This is a genomic window from Mesorhizobium sp. M7D.F.Ca.US.004.01.2.1, assembly GCF_003997785.1.
GTDB classification, from domain to species: domain Bacteria; phylum Pseudomonadota; class Alphaproteobacteria; order Rhizobiales; family Rhizobiaceae; genus Mesorhizobium; species Mesorhizobium loti.
The window spans coordinates 1-1,156 of sequence record NZ_RZRQ01000087.1; the positions used below are offsets into that span (position 1 = coordinate 1).

Annotated in this window: 1 protein-coding gene and 1 pseudogene; both read left to right on the forward strand. The window is 68.0% G+C overall.

Features of this window, described 5'->3' with window-relative positions:
- Positions 1-403, forward strand: a pseudogene (locus EN993_RS14615) (pyridoxal-phosphate dependent enzyme); the annotation flags it as partial.
- On the forward strand, positions 400-1,156 hold a 757-nt coding region (locus EN993_RS37785; RefSeq protein WP_245468819.1), incomplete at its 3' end, for a hydantoinase/carbamoylase family amidase. The pseudogene EN993_RS14615 and the gene EN993_RS37785, both read left to right, overlap by 4 nt.

Consider the following 1,156-nt stretch of genomic DNA (forward strand, 5'->3'; position numbering starts at 1 on the left):
CGCCCAGGTCGGGCGCCCGGTCAAGGTCGCGCACGGCCAGCCGACGGTGATGGCCATGCTCGAATGCTACGGGGCCTCGCCGGTCGCCTGGCGGGTGCTGGCACGTGCCGCCGATGCCTTCATGACGGTGGATGAGGCCGACGCCGTCGCGGTGATGCGGCGCCTGGCGCGGCCGAGCGCCGGCGATCCGGTAATCGTTGCCGGCGAAAGCGGCGGCGTCGGCCTTGCCGGGTTGATCCGGGCGGTGGCCGACAACCGAGCCGAGCTTCAACTCGACGGCAAATCCCGTGTGCTGGCGATCAACACGGAAGGCGCCACCGACCCGCATCGTTATGCCGAACTGGTTGGCATGAGCCCGGCCGATGTGCTGGCCGGCAAGTTGACTGCAGAGGCAACGGCATGATCGAGATCGATGCACAGCGCCTGCTTGGCCGTATCCGCGAACTCGGTGCTGTTGGCCGGGATGGCGAGGGCAGGCTTATCCGGCTGGCCGCCTCCGACACCGACAGGCAGGGCCGCGACCTCTTCGTCGGCTGGCTGCGGCAGGCCGGGATCGATGTCGCCATCGACCGGGTCGGCAACATCTTCGGCATCTGGCAAAGCCCGGAAAATGCCGGGCAGGCGCCGCTGCTTATCGGTTCGCACATCGACACCGTCATCGATGCCGGCATCTATGACGGTTGCTACGGCGTGCTTGCCGGGCTGGAAGTGATCGAAACGCTCAAGGCATCAGGCTTCTTGCCGTCGCGCCCCGTCGCGGTCGCCGCTTTCACCAATGAAGAGGGCGTGCGCTACACCCCAGACATGATGGGCTCGCTGGCCCATGCCGGCGGGGTCAGCGCCGAAACGGTGCTGGCGGCTGTCGGCACCGACGGCAGCGTGCTGCGGCAGGAACTCGCCCGCATCGGCTATGCCGGCGACCGGGAACCCGGCTTTCTCAGGCCGCACGCCTATCTCGAACTGCATATCGAACAGGGGCCGGTGCTGGAGGGAGAGGGCTTGCCCATCGGCGCGGTGGAGAATCTGCAAGGCATCTCCTGGCAACGCGTCACCATCGACGGCGTCGCCAACCATGCCGGCACCACGCCGATGTCGATGCGCAGCGATGCCGGCCACGCCGCCGCCCGGGTCATCACCTTCCTGCTCGACCGGACCA